The sequence below is a fragment of the Thermohalobacter berrensis genome (assembly GCF_003609645.1).
GTDB classification, from domain to species: Bacteria; Bacillota; Clostridia; order Tissierellales; family Thermohalobacteraceae; genus Thermohalobacter; species Thermohalobacter berrensis.
This window is the reverse complement of sequence record NZ_MCIB01000038.1, coordinates 1-19,258: the sequence shown is the minus strand read 5'-3', so window position 1 is coordinate 19,258 and position 19,258 is coordinate 1. Positions and strand designations below refer to the sequence as shown.

At 27.8% G+C, this 19,258-nt stretch carries 19 protein-coding genes; 3 read left to right on the top strand and 16 right to left on the bottom strand.

Annotated elements, in window-relative coordinates; genetic code table 11:
- Position 1: 1 nt before the first annotated feature.
- The 9 genes from BET03_RS12005 to lepB form a co-directional block, all read right to left on the bottom strand.
- Positions 2-1,375 (bottom strand): VanW family protein, encoded by a 1,374-nt coding sequence (locus BET03_RS12005; RefSeq protein ID WP_243096935.1) that lies wholly within the window; start codon positions 1,373-1,375, stop codon positions 2-4.
- A 102-nt stretch (positions 1,376-1,477) separates the two neighbouring features.
- On the bottom strand, positions 1,478-3,496 hold the full coding sequence (locus BET03_RS12000; RefSeq protein WP_120170543.1) for a cell division protein FtsA: 2,019 nt from the start codon (positions 3,494-3,496) through the stop codon (positions 1,478-1,480).
- A 123-nt stretch (positions 3,497-3,619) separates the two neighbouring features.
- A complete protein-coding gene (nth, locus tag BET03_RS11995) occupies positions 3,620-4,267 on the bottom strand; it encodes an endonuclease III (protein ID WP_120170542.1) in 648 nt (215 codons plus the stop codon).
- 16 nt (positions 4,268-4,283) lie between these two features.
- Positions 4,284-4,592, bottom strand: a complete 309-nt coding sequence (locus BET03_RS11990) for a DUF503 domain-containing protein (protein ID WP_341466510.1) — start codon at positions 4,590-4,592, stop codon at positions 4,284-4,286.
- Positions 4,585-5,520 carry a DMT family transporter gene (locus BET03_RS11985; RefSeq protein WP_120170540.1) on the bottom strand — a complete coding sequence of 312 codons (936 nt, stop codon included), beginning with the start codon at positions 5,518-5,520 and terminating at the stop codon, positions 4,585-4,587. Before BET03_RS11985 ends, BET03_RS11990 begins: the two co-directional genes overlap by 8 nt.
- A 472-nt stretch (positions 5,521-5,992) precedes the next feature.
- A complete protein-coding gene (locus BET03_RS11980; protein ID WP_120170539.1) occupies positions 5,993-7,183 on the bottom strand; it encodes a glycine C-acetyltransferase in 1,191 nt (396 codons plus the stop codon).
- A gap of 160 nt (positions 7,184-7,343) precedes the next feature.
- Positions 7,344-7,841, bottom strand: a complete 498-nt coding sequence (locus BET03_RS11975; protein WP_183108853.1) for a metallophosphoesterase family protein — start codon at positions 7,839-7,841, stop codon at positions 7,344-7,346.
- Positions 7,819-8,955 (bottom strand): tRNA epoxyqueuosine(34) reductase QueG, encoded by a 1,137-nt coding sequence (gene queG, locus BET03_RS11970; protein WP_120170538.1) that lies wholly within the window; start codon positions 8,953-8,955, stop codon positions 7,819-7,821. The genes BET03_RS11975 and queG overlap by 23 nt, the downstream gene beginning before the upstream one ends.
- Before the next feature lie 12 nt (positions 8,956-8,967).
- A complete protein-coding gene (lepB, locus tag BET03_RS11965; RefSeq protein WP_120170537.1) occupies positions 8,968-9,537 on the bottom strand; it encodes a signal peptidase I in 570 nt (189 codons plus the stop codon).
- Between the two features lie 75 nt (positions 9,538-9,612).
- Here lepB and BET03_RS11960 point away from each other — a divergent pair, with 75 nt between their 5' ends.
- Entirely contained in the window at positions 9,613-10,338 is a 726-nt protein-coding gene (locus BET03_RS11960; protein ID WP_120170536.1) for a tRNA lysidine(34) synthetase, read from the top strand.
- Here the strand turns inward: BET03_RS11960 and BET03_RS11955 are convergent, their stop codons facing one another.
- From BET03_RS11955 to BET03_RS11930, 6 genes are all read right to left on the bottom strand, one after another.
- Positions 10,339-11,073: a ZIP family metal transporter gene (locus BET03_RS11955; RefSeq protein ID WP_120170535.1), complete on the bottom strand. Its 735-nt coding sequence runs from the start codon at positions 11,071-11,073 to the stop codon at positions 10,339-10,341.
- Positions 11,074-11,240: 167 nt separating this feature from the next.
- Complete coding sequence (locus tag BET03_RS11950) at positions 11,241-11,975, bottom strand: ABC transporter permease (protein ID WP_120170534.1); 735 nt, start codon at positions 11,973-11,975, stop codon at positions 11,241-11,243.
- On the bottom strand, positions 11,968-12,888 hold the full coding sequence (locus tag BET03_RS11945) for an ABC transporter ATP-binding protein (protein WP_120170533.1): 921 nt from the start codon (positions 12,886-12,888) through the stop codon (positions 11,968-11,970). Before BET03_RS11945 ends, BET03_RS11950 begins: the two co-directional genes overlap by 8 nt.
- Positions 12,889-12,997: 109 nt before the next feature.
- Positions 12,998-14,020 carry a sensor histidine kinase gene (locus BET03_RS11940; RefSeq protein ID WP_207666074.1) on the bottom strand — a complete coding sequence of 341 codons (1,023 nt, stop codon included), beginning with the start codon at positions 14,018-14,020 and terminating at the stop codon, positions 12,998-13,000.
- Entirely contained in the window at positions 14,017-14,724 is a 708-nt protein-coding gene (locus tag BET03_RS11935; protein WP_120170532.1) for a response regulator transcription factor, read from the bottom strand. Before BET03_RS11935 ends, BET03_RS11940 begins: the two co-directional genes overlap by 4 nt.
- Positions 14,725-14,891: 167 nt before the next feature.
- The gene (locus BET03_RS11930) at positions 14,892-15,716 is read right to left on the bottom strand and encodes a deoxyribonuclease IV (RefSeq protein ID WP_120170531.1); all 825 of its coding nucleotides are present in this window, start codon (positions 15,714-15,716) and stop codon (positions 14,892-14,894) included.
- A 160-nt stretch (positions 15,717-15,876) separates the two neighbouring features.
- On the opposite strand from BET03_RS11930, the gene BET03_RS11925 reads away from it, so the two are divergent.
- Positions 15,877-17,289, top strand: a complete 1,413-nt coding sequence (locus tag BET03_RS11925) for an aminotransferase class V-fold PLP-dependent enzyme (RefSeq protein ID WP_120170530.1) — start codon at positions 15,877-15,879, stop codon at positions 17,287-17,289.
- A 54-nt stretch (positions 17,290-17,343) separates the two neighbouring features.
- A complete protein-coding gene (gene rodA / locus BET03_RS11920; RefSeq protein ID WP_120170529.1) occupies positions 17,344-18,456 on the top strand; it encodes a rod shape-determining protein RodA in 1,113 nt (370 codons plus the stop codon).
- 87 nt (positions 18,457-18,543) lie between these two features.
- Here rodA and BET03_RS11915 read toward each other — a convergent pair whose 3' ends face one another.
- The gene (locus BET03_RS11915; protein ID WP_120170528.1) at positions 18,544-19,122 is read right to left on the bottom strand and encodes a GerMN domain-containing protein; all 579 of its coding nucleotides are present in this window, start codon (positions 19,120-19,122) and stop codon (positions 18,544-18,546) included.
- Between the last annotated feature and the right edge of the window lie 136 nt (positions 19,123-19,258).

The following is a 19,258-nucleotide window of genomic DNA, read 5'->3' as shown; positions in this document are numbered from 1 at the left end:
TCTACTGCAATAAATTTAGCAACCCATTATTTTCTACATTTTCTTTTAATTGAGGGCCTACTTTTATAATTTTGTTTCTTGGTTTATAGTAATCAGTTGATACTAATTCTCTATTTACTTCCTTACCGTTTTTTAATATTACTTTATAAGTTTTTACCCTATATCCATACCTTCCTTTTTGGACTGTTAAAGTTTCTCCTGGTTTAAGAGAATCATCTACAATCTTTTTAATCTTAGGATTTATAGTTTCAGTAATAATCGACTTAATTTTGATATTATTAGATTTATCTTCCGTGTTACCAAAAATACTTATAGATATTTTATTATTTATAGCTTCAGTATGAATATATATAGGAAATTCTGTATTGTTTTTAAACTTTAAATCTAAGTAGTTATAAGCAACTGTAGCATCTCTACCCTTTGAAACATAGGCAGAGGGTATTGAATGGGGATGTCTTTCAACTACCTCTAAATCTGATAACAATACAGCATTGTACAATGTAGTTGATACCTGACAAACACCACCACCTACACCATCTGTTAAATCACCATCTATAACCACTTTAGCCTTTTTATATCCTGCTTCTGCATCCCGTGGTCCAGTAGTCTTATTAAAGGAAAATATTTTACCTGGAAGAATAACTTTACCATTAATTGACCGTGCCGCAAGTTTTATATTGTGTATCCTTCCCTGACTACTACCAGAATAATATGTAGTAAAGGAGCCTAATGGCCCATTTATCTTTTTAAGCATCTTTTCAGTAATTGAAGGTTTCTCATATTCTACAGGGATAGATACATAACCTGTATTTAATAAATTGTTTACTATTTTTTCTTTAAGTAAAGCCTTATTTACCCTTCTTCCTCTTACTTCAGGAATAATAGTTAATTTTCCGTTTTGATAAAATATTTTAGCATTTTTAGTTTCTAAATCTAAATCCCTGGCTATAATATTTACAACTCTATCTAACTTATCTTCTTGTACTTTATAATCCATATACATTTCATATCCCTTAACACCAATTCTTATTATTTCACCTATTCTTTTAATTAGATTACCTTCCCTTCCTAATTTATATGCTTTATCCACAGCAGTATAGTAATCATATGAAACTCCTATTTTATCATATGAAAAAGAATAAGTCGTATTTTGATACTTTAGCTTTAACACCCTTTTTTCCAAGTCCTCATCTAACTTTTCCTTTAGATATTCTACAGCCTCACTCCTACTTAAACCTTCAACTGGTACAGTATTTATTTTTACACCTTTATGGATAGTTGTCTTATTTAATACAATAAACATAAAAATTCCCACAGAAATTACTAATATCAATAATAAAGCTGACAAGATAATAATAGCTTTTTTATTAGTCACGCTATTTTCCCCCTTAAATGGCTTATTCAATTTTCTTTATTAAATTGTATTAGTAATTAAAGTAATATATGATTTTTAGCAAGCCATCTAAAGGGATACAACTTATTTTCTCTTCCAATATATATTTATCCTATCCCCATCCCTTAATTCTTGAATATATTCTGCTCTATTTCCATTAACTTCTAACATAAGAATTCCTTTGGGCTTTGATAAATCAAAATCTATATAGTCAAATATGTCTATAAAGATAAACTTGTCCTTATTATGTCTAATTGTTTTTTCTTTACCATTAATAATAAGTCTTATTTTATTTCTCCCAGAAATTTTGTTTTTCGATTTTACTTTATGAGTTGGTTTTAATTCCTTTAGTTTTGATTCAATTATATCTTTATCCTTTATAATTTCATTATCTTTAGCAAGATTTCCATTTTTATAGATTAAATATTCATTAGTATTTAACCCTAAATAATCAAATAATTCTTTAACTGTTTTTAATTCTAAGGTCTCTATCTTATCATTTTCTTTAATTAGAATATTTTCATTTTCTATATCTCCATTAACTTTAATATAGCCAATCAGATTGATTTCTCTTCCGTTAAATATAATTTTTTTATCAATATCAATACAGTCATAAAGACGGGGCTTAGGTTTTCTACCTTGAGTAGCTTCCTTAACTTCTACTTTATCTCCAGTTCTTAACTTATATTCTAAGTTTGCTTTTTTATTATTTACATAAATCTCTGCTGGGTTTCCTATTTCTCCTTTAATTACTTTTTCCTCTTCATTCAGATAATACTTGAAATTTTCTCCCCTTCTAGGTATAAGCTTTTTAGGGTTAAAACCTATTAAAACTAATGCATCGGATACTTTAATAGATTTAGAATTAAAAAGCTTTATTTTTTGCCCATTTACCGTTACCTCTAGAAAATCTTTTGATTTATCTTTAATAGCTTTTATTCCAATACCTATAGGGGTAATGGCATGTGGTCCAATAAGTTCATCAGGAATTTCTTCAACATCATCTATAGAGTCAATTCCCTTAATTACAACTCTTTCTTTTGGTAATTTAACATACTTACTTATATATTCTGGCAATTTAGGAATTTGACTTCCTCCACCTATTAGGAATACAGCACTTGGAGCTTTTTCATTATATTCTAATATTTTATATGCTATTTCCTTTGCTAAATAATCAATACTTTCTTCTATATTTTGAAGTATCTCTTCTGTTTTTAGTCTATGTTCAATCCCAACTATATCCTGAAAAACATGTTCATTTTGTTTATTTAGACACACTTTGAGTTTTTCAGCTGTATCATAATCCAAAAGATAGGTTTTAGCAATCTTTTCTGTTATCTCATCACCTGCAACTGATACCATTGCATATGCTACAATAGTACCATCTTTTGTTATTGCTATATCAGATGTTCCTGCTCCTATATCAACTAAAGCTAAATTAAGTAACCTTAAGTTCTTTTTAATAGCAACATTTATTGCTGCTATAGGCTCTAATGTCATGTTTATAACTTCCAAGCCAACCCTGTTCATAACTGTATATAGGCTATCTACAACAACATGAGGTAAAAATGTAGCTATAACATCTACACCGATATTGTTTCCTCTATGGCCTTCAAGATTCTCAATAAAATTACCATCTAGATAATAATTAACAACAGTATATCCGACACAATAATATTTGGCTTCACTCTGCTTCCTTTCTTTATCTAATAACTCTTGGGCTTTTTGAATAGCTTCCATTTCTAAGCTTTCAACAATTCTTTTATCAATTTCTCTATTTATATCTATTTCCCTTTCTACACTAACTCTATATGTTTTTAATGCTCTACCTGCAGCAGCAATAGCTACTTTTTCAAGTTTTACTCCTATGGTTTTTTCTAGGTTTTCCTTTATTCTTTTTACTATTTTTGTAACCCCATTAATATCATGAATTTGTCCATCATACATATACCTTTCTTTATGTTCCTCTACTTCTGTAGCCAATATCTTAAATTTATCATCTTTATCTAAAATTCCCACAATACCTATAACTGTCCTTGTACCAATATCTAGCGAGAATATTAACTGTTCCTTTTCTATATTTACTAATTGGTTCTTTTCCATTATTCCCACCTCATTTTAATAACTTCATTTTACCTATTCAACATAAAGTGTCATAATTCCTCTTTATTTGATAAATTAAAGTGCAAACTAAAAAGCAGCCCTTGGCTGCCTTTAATTCCTTATTTATTTTATTTGATTTTTATAATACAGACAGTACTTAGTTAAAGGACACTCTTCACACTTTGGTCTTCTTGCTTTACATACCCTTCTTCCGTGAAAAATTAACCAATGATGAGCATCAGACCAGTCTTTCTTAGGAATATTATTCATTAAATCCTTTTCTGTATCAAATACATCATTACTATTTGCTAAACCTATCCTATTGGATACTCTAAAAACATGGGTGTCAACTGCTATTGCATCTTGATTAAATGCATTGCTTATTACAACATTGGCTGTTTTTCTTCCTACTCCTGGTAGTTTCATAAGTTCCTCTCTACTGTTTGGTACTTTTCCCCCATATTTCTCCACAAGTATTTTACAGGTTTTTAATATATTTTTACTCTTGTTTCTATAAAAGCCACAACTTTTTATTTTCTTCCCTAGTTCTTCTTCACTAAGTTCTAAATAATCTTCTGGTTTTTTATATTTTTTAAATAAGTCTTTAGTTATCATGTTTACTCTTTTATCTGTACATTGTGCTGCTAATATAGTAGCTATTAATAGTTCGAATGGATTAGAATAATTTAGTTCAGATTTTGGATTAGGATAGAGTTTTTTTAGTATATCTAAAACCTCTTTGATTTCAGATTTATGAAGAATATCTTTCATATATTAACCACCTTTTTTAAAGAATCTCTATATTTATATTACTTACTTCAACTCTACTATCCCTTTCTATAAATTTTAACACATTGGAAACCATTTTATTAGCGTGTTTTGTATTATTAGTTACACAAGCAAACCCAATAATGGATCTTCTCCACTTATCATTAAAATCTATTTCAGCTATTGAGGTATTATAACGTGATTTTATTCTTTCTATTAAACTTTTAATAACCTGCCTCTTTTCCTTTAAAGAATTAGCTTCATATATTATTAACTCAACAGTACATGCACCAATTACCATATTATTCACCTCATAATATTTAAGCATCAGATAATTCTTTTTTCTTTTTCACACCATAATAGTTTGTACCCCATACACCCATTATTATCATTATACTTCCTACAATATGAAACCAATAAAAAGGCTCTTTCCTTATGAGTACACCTGCAACAATAGAAACTATTGTAGTTATGTTTGCAAAAACAGATGAGCGTGAGGCTTCAATTTTAGAAAGCATATAATTTAGCATAAAAAAAGCAACTACAGAAGATAACCCTCCTAAATATAATATAGAAATTAGTGCCTTTACATTTGTTAAAGGTATTAAATAATGATGTATATTCCCTTCAATAATATGTCTAGTAATTGATATTAGGTTAAAAACAATTGCTCCTATTAAAAGCATTATATATGTAATTTCTACTGGTTTAAAATGAAGTGATGATTTTCTTGAAAGAATATTAAATACTCCAGCAGAGATTACTGCACCTAAAAGTACAAAAATTCCTACAATATTACCATTTGTATTTAGATTATCCTTCATTACAGTAATAAATATAACACCAAAAACAGAAATTATAACAAAAAATAATTGCTTTTTAGTTGGTTTTTCATTAAGAAAAATAGCAGCTAATATTGTTACAAATACAGGTATTAAAGCAATCATCATACCTGCTTCTGATGATGAAGTCATATTTACACCTGTAACTTCAAATATAAAATAAAGTACTGGTTGAAATAAGGCTAAAAATAATAATATTTTTATCCTTTTCCCTTTATAATTTATCTTAATAATTCCAAAAATCCTTAAAATAGTTAATAATAATGTTGCAAAAGTAAATCTAAATGCTAATAATTGAAAGGGCTTAAGTACATCTAATCCTTCCTTTGTAAATAAAAAAGAGAAACCAAATATTATTGAGACAGTAAGTCCTGCAAGCATAGGCAAATATTCTTCATGAAATTTTGGGTTCATTTATTCTTCATCTCCTTTTATTTAGATACACAAAATAATTTTAGCCTAAAAAAATTTTTTCTTCAATGTTAAATATAATTTAAAAGCTAATCCATAATTATGATTTAGAAGTTAATAGCAACTTGAAAGTTATTAAAAAAATTTAAGAACGATTTCTATAGGATATTATAAACAGCATTACAAAAAAGATTATATAACCTATTAAGATAATTCGCCATACCCAAAGAAATAAAAACAAAAAAATGTCATGGGAAAATATAAAATCAAAAATACTTTTAAGGATAAATGTAATAATAAAAGATAGGTTTTCTAAAAATTTAAATAAAGAAAAAAGATCCATGTTATCACTACTTTTTAAAATTATTAGCTAACTAAATTATATCATATGTAATATGTAGAGAATAAAGGTAGAAAAATACAATAAACTTTATATTTAAGCAAATTTAAAGCAGCCTAAAAGGCTGCTTTGATATTATTTTAATATATTCATTTCTTTACCAACTTTTTCGAAGATATCTACTGCTCTATCCAATTGCTCTTTTGTATGTCCAGCTGTTACCATACATCTTACTCTTCCTGTTCCCTTTGGTACAGTTGGATATACTATACCAGATACGAATACTCCCTTTTCAAATAATTTTCTACTAAATTCCATTGTTTTAGCTTCGTCACCAATAATTACTGGTGTAATTGGAGTCTGACTATTCCCTGTATCGAAGCCTAATTTACCAAGCTTTTCTTTGAAATATTTAGCATTATCCCACAATCTATCTGTAAATTCTGTAGTTTCCATAAGCATTTTTATTGCTTCAATTATAGCTCCTACAGCGGCTGGTGGTAATGAAGTACTAAAAAGTATTGGTCTTCCTCTATGATTTAACCATTCTTGCATTGTCTTACTACCAGCTACATATCCACCGATAACACCAATTGCCTTAGATAGAGTACCAATGCTGAAATCAACTCTTCCATGTAATCCAAAATGGTCAACAGTTCCTCTACCACTTTCACCTAAAACTCCAGAGCCATGGGCATCATCAACATATGTCATAGCTTCATATTTTTCTGCTAATTCAACTATTTCTGGTAATTTAGCTATATCACCATCCATACTAAAAACACCGTCAGTAATTATAAGTATGTTCTTGTATTTATCTCTATTTTCCTTTAAAACTTTTTCAAGATGATTCATATCTGAATGTTTATATATTGTCTTATCAGCTTTACTTAATCTTGCTCCATCTATAATACTTGCATGATTTAATTCATCTGAAACTATTAAGTCTCCCTTTTGTGTAATAGCTTGAATAGTTCCAGCATTACAGTTAAATCCAGATTGAAATACCATGGCTGCTTCTTCTCTTTTAAACTTAGCTAATATTTCTTCTAATTCTTCATGTATATCCATATTACCAACTATTGTTCTTACTGCACCTGCACCAACACCATATTTTTCAACTGCCTCTTTAGCAGCCTTTTTAAGTCTTGGGTGATTTGCAAACCCTAAGTAGTTATTTGATGAAAGGTTTATTACTTTTTTGCCATCAAGTATAATTTCAGCTTCGTTTGCACCCTCAAGAACAGGAAGTTTTCTGTATACTCCTTGTTCCTTTAACTCATTAATCTTCTCTTTTAAGAAATTTAGTTCATGTACACTACTCATAATATGTACCTCCTTTTATTTTACAATCTCTAAAATTAAGTATTACATACCTAGACAATACAACGTTTTCCTATCCCTTCACTAATAAATATACTACAAGAGATTACCATATTCCTCCTTAAGTTAATTATTTTTAATATATGTTAAATTTTAAGAATATTTATAAATCATCAAAAAAATTTATTTCTACATTAAAATTATTCCTTTTAATATTTAATATAATATATGAAAACCACCTTTCCCTTCTTTTATTTATTAAAGACCCTGGATTTAACATTAGAGTTTTTTTCATAGTTTTTACTATAGGTTGATGGCTGTGCCCAAATATTATTATGTCCACATTATCATCAATAAATTGGTTATATGACCTTTCAATTGTAGTTCCTTTCTTGCCATGACCATGATATATTCCTATTCTATATCCCTCTATTGATATTATTTCCCTTTCATTTAAAAGACTTTTAATAGAATTACAATCTACATTTCCATAAACTCCAATAAAATCTTTACTTTTTTTTAAATATTCTACAACCTCTATATCTTTATAATCACCTGCATGTATTAATAAATCAATATCTCCAAAACAACTTTCCATAATTCCATCTAATTTAGAAACCTTTTTTGATATATGTGTATCAGACATTATACCTATTTTCAATAATACCACCTTCAAAATACTCTAATAACTTTTTCATTTCATTTTTAACATTATCATCCTTCTCTATTTTAAGGTGTTCTTTGATAACTTTTTTCCCCTCATTAGGTTCTATTTTTAATAATGCCCATGCAGTATATTCCCTTATCATTGGGCTTGGATCTTTAAGGGTTTGTTTTAAAAGATCTAAATATGTTTTATCCTTCATGTTGCCAATGGCTATAATACAGTTTCTTTTTAAAACATTTTTTCCTCTCCAGCTTCCTGCCATATGGCCATACTTTTTCTTAAACTCTTTATTAGAAAGATTAAATAATTCTTCTATTTCAATATAACCTCTTGTTTTTTCTGGGAGAAAACTTTCACAGTTTCCTTTATTTACTCCTTTATTTTTAGGGCAAACTAGTTGGCAGGTATCACACCCATATATCTTTATCCCCATCTTATCCCTTAAATCATAGGGAATTTTCCTTTTAGTTTGGGTTAAATATGATATACATCTTGTTGCATTTATTTTATAATTTTCTTCTAAAGCATTAGTAGGACATGCCCTAATACAAAGGTCACAGGTTTTACATTTTTCTTCTAAAGGGCTATTTTCTTCTAAATCTAAATTAGTAATCATATATCCAATAAAAATAAATGAACCATATTTATCATTAATTATAGAACAATTTTTCCCATACCATCCTATACCAGCCCTTTTTGCTATCTCCCTATCGATTAATGGTCCTGTATCAACAAAAATTTTATAATCAAACTCCTTTACTTTCTTAATAGCATCTGCAAGTTCTTCTAATTTGTTTTTCAATACAGTATGATAATCTCTTCCCCATGACGACTTAGAAAGCCTACCCCTTGCATTAAATTTTTTACTACTTTTATAATGAAGATTATAAGATACTCCGATAACAATTATACTTTTACTATTAGGCATAACCTTTTTAGGATTATATCTTAATTCTATATCATTCTCCTCAAATTCAGTTTCATATCCTTTGTCTCTTCTTTCTTTTAACAACTTTTTCATATTTTCAAAAGGCTTAACCCCTGTAAAACCTATAATATCTATTCCAATCTTTTCTGCTTCTTTTATGATATAGTCTTTTATGTTCATTTTAATCATCCTTTAATCTTTTATTCCATTACCATCCTTAGGATATTTAGCAGAAAAAGTCTTTATTTCATTTAATGGCCATATTTTAGTAACTACCTTTCCCTTAATATTTTTTACAGGAACATAACCAAATGTTCTACTATCATTACTGTTATTTCTATTATCTCCCATTACAAATACATATCCCTTAGGCACAACACCTTCTAAATAAGCATAATTTCTAGGAACAAACTTATAATCCTTTATGTAATTTTCTTTTAATACCTCTCCATTTATGTATATTTTATTTTTATGTATGCAAAATCTGTCCCCTTCAACTGCTATAATCCTTTTTACAAACAATTCATCATTTCTCCCTTTTATAGGTGGGTTAAATATTATTATATCTCCTCTTTTAGGTTTATTAAAGAGGTAGCATATTTTATTTATAAATAATCGGTCATTATCTTTAAGGGTAAGCTCCATAGATTCTCCATCTACTATTGATATACTTATAATAAATTTATCAATAATAATTGATATAAGTATTGCTATTAGTATTAGTTTTACCCATTCAAGAATCTCTTTTTTAAGTCTTTCCACTTCACCACTTCCTATTTTGAATTTATTTGATTTTTAGTTTTTTATAACTATAATATTTTTAGAGGAGGTATTAGAATGAAAAAATGGTACAACAAATTATTTTTAAATAATATCCGTAAAGCTGTAGACAATTTTAGTTTAATTCAAAATGGAGATAAAATTCTAGTTGGTTTGTCTGGAGGTAAAGACAGTATTTTTCTTTTATATTCATTAAACCTTTTAAAAAACAGATCTTATCTGGATTTTGATATTTTAGGTGCTCATATTGATTTAAACTTAGGAGTTAATGTAACTCCGATAAAAGATTTTTGTAATGAACTAAATATTCCCTTTATAGTTGAAAAAACTGATATAGGGCAAAGAATATTTAATAGTGATAAAAGCCCTTGCTATCTATGTTCAAAGCTTAAACGTGGTGCCATATCTAGAATAGCTAAAAAGTATAATTGTAATAAAATAGCCTTTGGACACCATTTAACTGATGTAGTAGAAACTTTTCTGTTAAATCTTATATATACTGGAAAAATAGGAACATTTAAACCTAATACCTACAACACTAAAAAGGATTTAACTTTAATAAGACCTTTAATATATGTAAATGAAGAAACAATAGAAAAAGTAGTAAAAATGGAGTCACTTCCATTAGCCAAAGGCTCTAAATGTCCTATGGATAAACAGACAAAACGTGAAGAAATGAAAACACTTGTCAAAAACTTAAAAAATCTATATCCAGATTTTGAAGAAAAGGTAATTAGTGGCATCCAAAATATTGATTTAGATAAACTCTGGATTAAAAGATAGTTATCCATCAATAAAGGTTTTAAAAATTATCATCAGGATTAATCCTCCCATAAATCCATAGGTAGCTACTATTTCATTATTATTACAATGGCTTTCTGGTATAAGTTCATGGGATACTACATAAAACATAGCTCCAGCTGCAAATGAAAAAATAAAAGGCAATAAATTAGAAATTATTTTAACTGTGTATAGTCCTATTATAGCTGCAATAGGTTCACCAATGCCAGTTAAAAATGAAAATAAAATTACCTTAGACTTAGAATAACCTGCATCTATTAAAGGGGCTGCTACCACTAGACCTTCTGGAATATTTTGAATTCCTATTGCTAAAGCTAGGTTTATTCCTGTTACAACATTACCTGAACCATAACCAACACCTACTGCAAATCCTTCTGGTATGTTGTGAATTGCTACTGCTACTGCCAATAAAAAGTTTTTTTTAATATTAGTTTTATTACTCTTATGGTAATCCTCTGCATGGGTATGTGGAACAAAATATTCAATAAAAGTTAAAACAAATGCACCAACTACTATTCCACCTACTATGTTAAATATGTCTCCATCTTTCATAGCAGTTTCTAATAAATTAAAGGAGCTTGCAAAAATCATTATTCCAGCAGCAAATCCTAAAAGTCCATCTTTTATAGCTAAAGGTACCTTTTTTACAAACAAAAAAGGTAATGCTCCAATTCCAGTACATGCCCCAACTAAGAAACTTACCAGTATCCCATTCATTGTTTACCATCCTTTATAATTTTCTGTATTTAGTATCTTTTATTATTTGTGCTATTATTCATATATACTTTTTTTGCAATAAAAAACAGACCATCACGGTCTGTTTTTTTATTATCTATGAATTTATTAATTCTAAACTATATTATAGTTAGTATTAATTTTCCTAACTAGTTTAAATCTTTTTTATTAAAATATATAAAAGAAGCTATTAATGATAATGTGAAAACTGAAATTATAGATATACATGAGTATATTAATGGATATTTTAGATTTATTCCATCTATAGTAATAGCAGCTGGTACAGTCCAAGGATAAATGCTTATATATTCTGAATTACCAATTATTATTCCAGCTACTGTTACTACAATGTTAAAGGCTATTGCAGGTACGTAATCCTTAAATATTAAAGCAATTAAAATTACAGGAGGAGTTAATGTAAACAATAGGACCCCAGTAAATATATACTCTTTTAAATACTCAATAAAAATATTAAAGTTAAAATCTGTAAAATTAGCTATAAAACCTAAAACAGTACATACAATTAATGAAAATATCATTAAAAAGATTATCCACATGAATAGTATCATTAATTTATTAATTATTAACATGTTTCTTCCAATTGGAATTGTTAATAGATTTTTCATAGTATCTTCTTGATATTCCCTGTTAAATATGAAAGTAGCAATTAAACCAAACAATAATGTACCTATAATAAAAGCGATAAATAAATTCGTTTGTTGAAAATAATCTGAAAATGTATAAGATCCATTAGGTCTTCTAGCCCTCATACTTATAAACAAAAAGAAATTTAATATAGGAGCAACTGTTGAACCTGCAAGACTCACTATAAACATTTTTGAACGCTTTAATTTTAATATCTCTGTATATATTAAATCAGTCAATGGAAATCCCTCCAGTTAACTTGGTAAAATAATCTTCAAGATTATCCTCACTTAAACAAAGTTTAGTTACAAGTACTTGATTTTCAATAAGGGTTTTATTTATTTCTCCAACCTTATCATAATGGGAATATATCCTTATTTCATTTTCTCCATGGACTTCATAATCAGATATATTTAATTTCCTTTCTAATATCATTGTAGCTTTGCTATCATTAGATACTTTTAATGATATATATTTTCTATTCTTTTTTCTCAATTTTTCAAAAGAAATTTCTTCTAGCAGTTTCCCTTCATGGATGATTCCAACAGTAGTAGCTAACTGCTCTACTTCACTAAGTATATGACTAGACATAAAAATTGTTATATCCCTTTTTTCTGCCAAACTCTTTATTAATCTTCTAGTATCTTTTATTCCTACAGGGTCTAAACCATTAGTTGGTTCATCTAAAATTAGCAGTTCTGGCTTATGAAGGATTGCCCTTGCTATACCTAAACGCTGTTTCATTCCTAGAGAAAAATTCTTTACCAACTTATTCTTTTCTTCTAACAATCCAACTGTTTCTAGTGCTTCATCTATTGCACTATTTTTTTGTATTCCTATTAATTTTGCATTTATTTTTAAATTTTCATATGCAGTTAAATTTGGATAAAATCCAGGTGCTTCAATTGTAGAACCAATTCTCTTTAGTATATCTTTCTTTGACCTTTTTAAATTTTGACCAAAACATTCTATTTCTCCTTCAGTAGGTTCTACTAGTCCTAGTAACATTTTTATGGTAGTAGTCTTTCCAGCACCATTTCTTCCTAAAAAACAATAAATCTCTCCACTTCTTACTGTTATGTCTATACTATTAACTGCAAGTTGATTTCCATATTTCTTTGTGAGATTATGTGTTTTTAAAATTGCATTCATTTTTTTCCTCCTTTCTTTTGTTAACTATATAATACAAAAGAAAACTTACATTACTTTTAATTAAATCTTACAAATTTCTTAAAAAAAGCAACACCCTATGGTGTTGCTTCTAAAACTTAGGTAATGTAAATATAAACTCCGTTTTTTCATAAGGAATACTATTTGCCCATATTTTGCCTTCATGTTTTTCTAAAAGTTTTTTTACTATTGCTAAACCTAGTCCACTTCTTTTAGATTGGTTATTTCTAGAAATATCAGTAATATATAGACGGTCAAATATGTAAGGTAAATGCTCATTGGCAATTCCTGGTCCTTTATCCCAAATAGTAACTTTGTATTCTTTATCTAAAGAAATAACATCAATTCCTAATACTTTTCCTTTCCCTCCATAAGTTAAACTATTGTTAATAAGATTACTTATAACTCTATTTAAACTTAACTTATCAACGTATACTAACATTTTCTCATCAGGAATATTAACTTTTAAAGCAATATTATTTTTATTAATTTGTGGTAAAAACTCAATTATACATTCCCTTAATATTTCTCCTAAATCATAACTTTTAAAATTTAACGGTATGTCATCTGAATCTAATTTTGCCATATAAAAAATTTCATCAATTAATTTCTTTAAATTCTTAGCCTTATATGACACTATATCTAAATATTCTTTTCTCTCCTTTTCATTAACTGCAACGCCATCTTTTAACGCATCAATATACCCTATAATTGAGGTTAAAGGTGTTCTTAAATCATGGGAAATATTTGATAATAATTTTTTTCTAGACTCCTCAACAATTTTTTGTTTTTCTGCATTTCTAGCTAAGGTTTCTGAAAAATCATTAATAATCTTTCCAAACTCAGAAAATATTTTACTTCCTTTTATGTATATTTTAGTATTAAAATTTCCTTTAAGTATTTTATTAGATGTAATGACTAACTTTTTAAGCAATTTATTCTGTTTTATCTGATAGTATGCTAAATATATAAATATTAAAAAATTAATCATATTTGCAATTATGTTTAAGGTTAAAAATTTATTATATCTTAAATATTCATTTATTAATAAAAAGAAAGTAGAAAGTATTCCTATGTAATACAATATTAGATTTTTTTTCTTTATTTTTATCATTCTTTTTCAACTCCTGTAAATTTATACCCTATTCCCCATACTGTTTGTATATATTGTGGTTTCTTTGGATTATCTTCTATCTTTTTTCTTAATCTTCTAATATGTACCATTACTGTATTATCATCTTCAAGATACTCATTTTTCCAAACCTGTCTAAAAATTTGTCTTTTAGTAAAAACCTGTTCATGATTACTAGCTAAAAACTTTAACAACTCAAATTCCTTAGCTGTAAGCTGAATTTCTTTATTATTTTTAAATACCCTATAACTTTTTAAATCTATTATTAAGTTGCCAAAACTTAATTCCTTTGAAATTTTTGAGTCTTGATTACTTAAAATAAAATATCTTCTTAAATGAGCCTTAACCCTTGCAATTAATTCATTTATACTAAATGGCTTAGTAATATAATCATCTGCCCCAATACTTAAACCTATTACCTTATCAACTTCACTATCCTTAGCAGTAAGCATTATAATAGGTATATTGGTTTTATTTCTTAATAGTCTACATGTTTCTATACCATCAATTTCAGGCATCATTAAATCTAAAATTATTAAATGGTACTTATTGTTATTAAATTTTTCTAATACATCTTTTCCATCTGAAGCAGTATCAACTTCATAACCTTCCCTTTGTAAGTATTTTTTCAATAGTAATTGTATCTCCTTTTCATCATCAGCAACTAAAATTCTTGATTTCCCCATATTTTTCACCTACCCTAATTACTATTGTTACAATTTATTATAATTTAATAAATCTATAAAAACAATATTTATGTAATATTTTCCCACAAAAGCTATAATAAGGCACCTATTAAGTAGGTGCCTTATGTAATCTCTATCGTTTATTTTGTAAGTTATAAATTAAGTAATTATTTTAATTCTTTTAATAACTTTATCTCACTTTCATAACCATCAACATCATTAGGAGTCTCTAATAGGAAAGGTACATCTTTTAATTGAGGATGTTTTATTATATTCTTTATACCTTCAATTCCTATAGTCCCTTCACCTATCTTTTCATGTCTATCCTTTTTACTATTAAAATCTTTCATGCTGTCATTTAAATGTATAGCCTTTAATTTATCGATACCAATAATATTATCAAATTCTTCTAAAACATTGTCTAAATCATTTACTATATCATATCCTGCTGAATATATATGACAAGTATCTAGACAAACTCCTAATAATTCAGAATATTTAACTTTATCAATTACTCCCTTTATTTGTTCAAATTTATATCCAACTTCAGTTCCCTTACCAGACATTGTTTCTAATAATATCATAGTATTTTCATTCCCTGTTATTATCTCATTTAATCCTTCAGCTATCCTTTCTATTCCATACTCTATTCCTTTTCCTAGATGATTTCCTGGGTGGAAAACAAAATAGGGGCAAGGTATTTTTTCTAATCTATCCATATCTTCTTTTATTACTCGTTTGGCTAGTTCCCAAGTTTTACCTTTATGGGAAGCTAAGTTTAAAATATAAGGTGCATGGGCTACAATAGGTCCAAAATTATTTTCCTTTAAGAAGCTTCCTAGTTTTTCTACATCATCCATATCTAATTTTTTGGCCCTAGCTCCTCTAGGATTTCTAGAAAAGAACTGAAAGGTATTGGCTCCTATATCTAAAGCTGTTTTGGCAGCTTTGTAATACCCTTTAGAAATAGATAAATGACATCCTAAGTACATATTATCACCTCTTAATCTTTATGTTTTTTAACCCTATCTATACTTATATACCCTTATATTTTATTTTAAACTAAATTCCTATACAAACTAAATAGATTTTGTGTCATTTTTTTGAATTATACATATTATGGTATTGATAATCTTTTTAGGGGGAGTAAATATGTTTTTTAAGAAAAAATATTCGATTAAAAATATTAGAAAGTATACAGTTGGCATAGACAAAAAAGTTTTATTGCATAACAATAAAAGAGTAAATTATATTAATTTTGATAATGCTGCAAGTACCCCCACACTTGTCCCTGTATTAGATAAAATGAATGAGTTTCTTGAATGGTATTCTAATATACACAGAGGGACAGGCTATAAATCAAAAATATCAACTATTGCCTATGAAGAAGCACATGATATAGTTGCAGACTTTGTGGGTTCAGATAAAAATAAAAATACTGTCATATTTGTAAAAAATACAACGGAGGCTATAAACAAACTTTCTTATAGATTTCCATTAAATAAGGATGATATAGTAATTACTACTATCATGGAACATCACTCTAATGACCTTCCTTGGAGAAGAAAAGCAAAACTTTTACATACTAATATCTGTCAAGATGGAAGGTTAGATTTAGAAGACCTAGAAAATAAATTAAAAAAATATAAAGGTAAGGTTAAACTAGTTACAGTAACTGGAGCATCAAATGTAACAGGTTATATAAATAATATTCATTACATTGCATCTTTAGCTCATAGATATGGTGCTAAAATAATGGTCGATGGTGCTCAATTAGTTCCTCATAGAAAGGTAAATATGTCCGGCTATAAAGATGACGATTATATTGATTTTCTAGTTTTTTCAGCCCACAAAATGTATGCTCCCTTTGGAACGGGTGTTTTAATTGGACCAAAAAAATTTTTCCAAAGAGGAGATCCAGAATATGTTGGTGGAGGAACTATAATTAGTGTTACTCAGTATAACAGCTATTGGGCAGATTTACCTGATAAAGATGAGGCTGGAACCCCAAATATTGTTGGAGGAATAGCCTTAGCTAAAGTAATTAAAATACTTAATGAAATAGGTATGGATAATATAAAAAAACATGAAAAAAAACTAACAGAACATATTATAAAAAAGCTAAAAGAGATTCCTAGTGTAAATATATATTCATCTATAAATGAAAATATAGAAGATATGGTTGGAGTAATCTCATTTAATGTAAATGGAATTCCTCATAACCTTTTAGCTTCTGTACTTGCATATGAAGGTGGAATAGGAGTTAGAAATGGCTGTTTTTGCGCCCATCCATACATTCATAAGTTATTAAATCTATCTTCTAGAGAAATATCTAGATTACAGAAAGATTTAATTATGGGAAATACTAAAAATATTCCAGGACTTGTTAGAGTAAGTTTTGGCATGTATAATACTATTGAAGAAGTAAATAAATTTATAAAAGTATTAAATTTATTAGTTTCTAATAAGAAAAATATGCTAAAAAAATATAAGTATAATAAAATCACCGGTGAATATGAACCTAGTAAATTACCAAAAAAGATGTTCTCAGAATTCTCCATTTAGATTTAATTGTATATATGTTATAATTTTAATATCTTAAAGAGAAAGGGTATCTATATGATAAATTTCGAAAGAAAACTTCTAAAGAAGTTTGATTATATCCTTCTTATAGTAACTATTTTACTTTGTTTTTATGGCTTTTTAGTAATATATAGTGCTACTATGAATACAGAGATAGGCAGTATGCATTTTTTAAAAACTCAAATAGCAGCATTTGTTTTAGGTTTAATAGCTATAGTTGTTCTTATACTAATTGATTACGAAACTTTAGGCGAGTTATATCTCCTTATTTATGGATTTTGTAATCTATTACTGGTTGCTGTTTTGCTGTTTGGTTTTGGTGAAGAACAATGGGGAGCAAGAAGCTGGATTGCCATCGGTGGATTTAGCTTTCAACCCTCTGAAATTGTTAAGTTAGGTGTTATTATTTGTGTAGCAAAGTTTATTGATAAAAACAAAGAAAGAATAAATGAGTTGAAAACTTTAATCAAAATATTCCTCTTTTGTTCTGTTCCAATAGGTTTAATAGCTCTACAGCCTGATTATGGAACAGCCTTTGTGTTTATATTTTTTATCTCTATAATGCTATTTATAGCTGGATTGGACTATAGATATATTTTTTACGCTATAGGAGCTGGACTAGTAAGTTTACCAATTTTTTGGCTTAACTTAGAAAAGTATCAAAAAGAAAGAATATTAGTGTTTTTAAATCCTGAACGTGATGCTATGGGATCAGGATATCAAGTTACTCAGTCTAAAATAGCAATAGGTTCTGGAAAAATATTTGGAAGGGGCCTCTTTGATGGAGTTCAAACACAGTATGGATTTTTACCTGAGAAGCAAACAGATTTCATATTTGCTGTAATTGGTGAAGAATTAGGCTTTGTAGGTGGACTAGCCCTAATCCTATTGTTTTTTTTATTGCTTTATAAATTTATTAAGATAGCTAAAAATGCAAAGGATTTATACGGTTCTCTAATAGTAATAGGGGTAACCTCTATGATGGCATTTCATATAATAGAAAATATAGGTATGACAATGGGACTAGTTCCTGTTACAGGTATACCACTTCCCTTTATTAGCTATGGAGGAACCTTTTTATTAACAAATATGATTAGTGTTGGATTAGTATTAAGTGTTGGTCTAAGAAAAGATAAAATTAATTTTTAAAGTGACCTATTATGGGTCACTTATTTATTGCCTATAGAGGAATATTAATTAAATAAAGAATAAGATAGCGGCCAAATGGCTGCTATCTTATTCTTTGGTATTTACAAATTGTTCTACTTCTTCACTGGTAAACGGATCTTTAATCATTATGTGGCCCATTAAAGTTTCTCTTTTCTTTCCATCTACAAGAAATTGCACTTTATCAATATAATCAATTTCTGTTAGTGATTTAACTATACTTGCTATTAAGAATGTCTCCATTGTTGAACCACCGTGTAAATTTTTACTTGATAAATTTACAAAAGCTGTATTGTCAACTACTTCCACACTTATTATTTCAACTTGACTTGGTATTGTTTTAATTAACTCTTCAGATTCTGGGCCTTCTTTAAGCTTTTCTAAAACTACTTCTTCTAAGGTTTTATTTCCTAGTTCTACTTTAACTTTACTTTTTACAAGATTCATAGCTTGGTCATCAGCAAAATATAACACTATTTCCTCTAAATTTTCTTCTGGTTCAGGATTTACAATATCATTATTATTTTCTTCATTTTGTTGTTCTCCATTTTCCTCTGGTACATTATTTTCAACATCATTTCCTGTACATGCTACAAATGATATAATTAAAACTAAACTTAGTATAATTACAATACTTTTTCTTAACATAATATCCCTCCTAAATAATTTCTTATCCTTTGTCTTTAGTATAATATATACTTTTTAACAAGTTCTAAAGTTTTGTTAAGAAATTATTAAGTATATCTAAAAAATTACTTAATTTCAATAATAAATTTAGTAAACT